The organism is Bacillus sp. P4_D3, assembly GCF_056401855.1.
The window spans coordinates 1-1179 of record NZ_JBFUIN010000867.1; the positions used below are offsets into that span (position 1 = coordinate 1).

General features: G+C 37.6%; 2 protein-coding genes. Both read right to left on the reverse strand.

Features of this window, described 5'->3' with window-relative positions:
* A partial coding sequence (locus AC1DTM_RS27500) for a pyroglutamyl-peptidase I family protein (RefSeq protein ID WP_477001377.1) occupies window positions 1–141 on the reverse strand: 141 nt, incomplete at its 3' end.
* A gap of 16 nt (window positions 142–157) precedes the next feature.
* The gene (locus AC1DTM_RS27505) at window positions 158–1120 is read right to left on the reverse strand and encodes a DUF979 domain-containing protein (RefSeq protein ID WP_016105315.1); all 963 of its coding nucleotides are present in this window, start codon (window positions 1118–1120) and stop codon (window positions 158–160) included.
* Between the last annotated feature and the right edge of the window lie 59 nt (window positions 1121–1179).

Sequence of the window (1179 nt, forward strand, 5' to 3'; positions counted from 1 at the left end):
ATGAAATACCGTTGGAACTTGTTTACTTATAATCTTGTATTCTCCAATTGTTTTTTCATGTAAACTTTTTGCGACTTCCCAAGCTGGGTTGATGCTTTCTCCTCCAAACGGATCAAATCCTGTTACTAATACTGTTTTCATAGTTTCACTCTCCTAATTAGAAACGATATACAAGGCCGTACATGATAAACATATTTATAATGAAAATAGAAAGAGCAATTGGTACTTGCGCCTTAATGACTGCATTCTTATCTTTCAATTCTAAAAGCATTGCCGGAACAATATTAAAGTTTGCTGCCATTGGAGTAAGCAACGTTCCACAATATCCAGCAAACATACCGAGTGCTGCCATAATTGCTGGGTTCCCGCCGTGCATTTGAACAATTAAAGGCAAGCCAATTCCGCCAGTAATAACCGCAAACGCAGCGAAAGCATTTCCCATTACAACTGTGAATAGCATCATTCCTAAACAGTACGCCATAACAGCAACGAATGGATACTCTGTTGGTAACACTTGTCCGACTAAATCAGAAACGACTTGGCCAACGCCAGATTTTGCGAAAATACCGCCAAGCGCTGCTAACATTTGTGGTAAAATAACAGCCCAGCCGACAGCCTGTAGTAATCTGCTTCCTTCTTGAACAGGCGTTGTTATTTTCGCTTTTGTAATACGCATCGCTGCAACGAATGCGAGTAATGCACCTAACGCTAATGCAACTAACGTTACTTTATCAGGATCAACAAGAGAGACATTTCCCCATTTGATTTTCCCTAATGTCAGTGTACCGATAATTGTAAAAATAGGTATTAACAGTGCAGGCATAAAAATTTTATTCTTTAATTTCTCAGCATGTTTCACACGTTCTTGCACTGGTACTTCTTTCTCCTCAGATTTTGTTACTTTATTTAATGAAGCTAAAACGACCATAGCGAGCACAATACAGCCAACATAAAATGAAGGTATTACATTTCCAAATAAAAATGTAACTGCAAACAATGCCCAAAATAAGCTAGAACCGAATCGGTTTGGATGTTCACGATCAAATGCAATACGAACAGCGATAAATGCAACGATTATTCCTAATACATAATAAATTGTATCCATTGTTATGATGTTCATCTTATATAGCCTCCTTCTCTTGTTTTTCTTCTGCCTTCATTGTTTTCTCTATATACTTA

Excerpts from the sequence above, each read along its gene's own strand:
- AC1DTM_RS27505 (WP_016105315.1), bottom strand. The coding sequence starts at position 1,120 with ATGAACATCATAACAATGGATACAATTTATTATGTATTAGGAATAATC.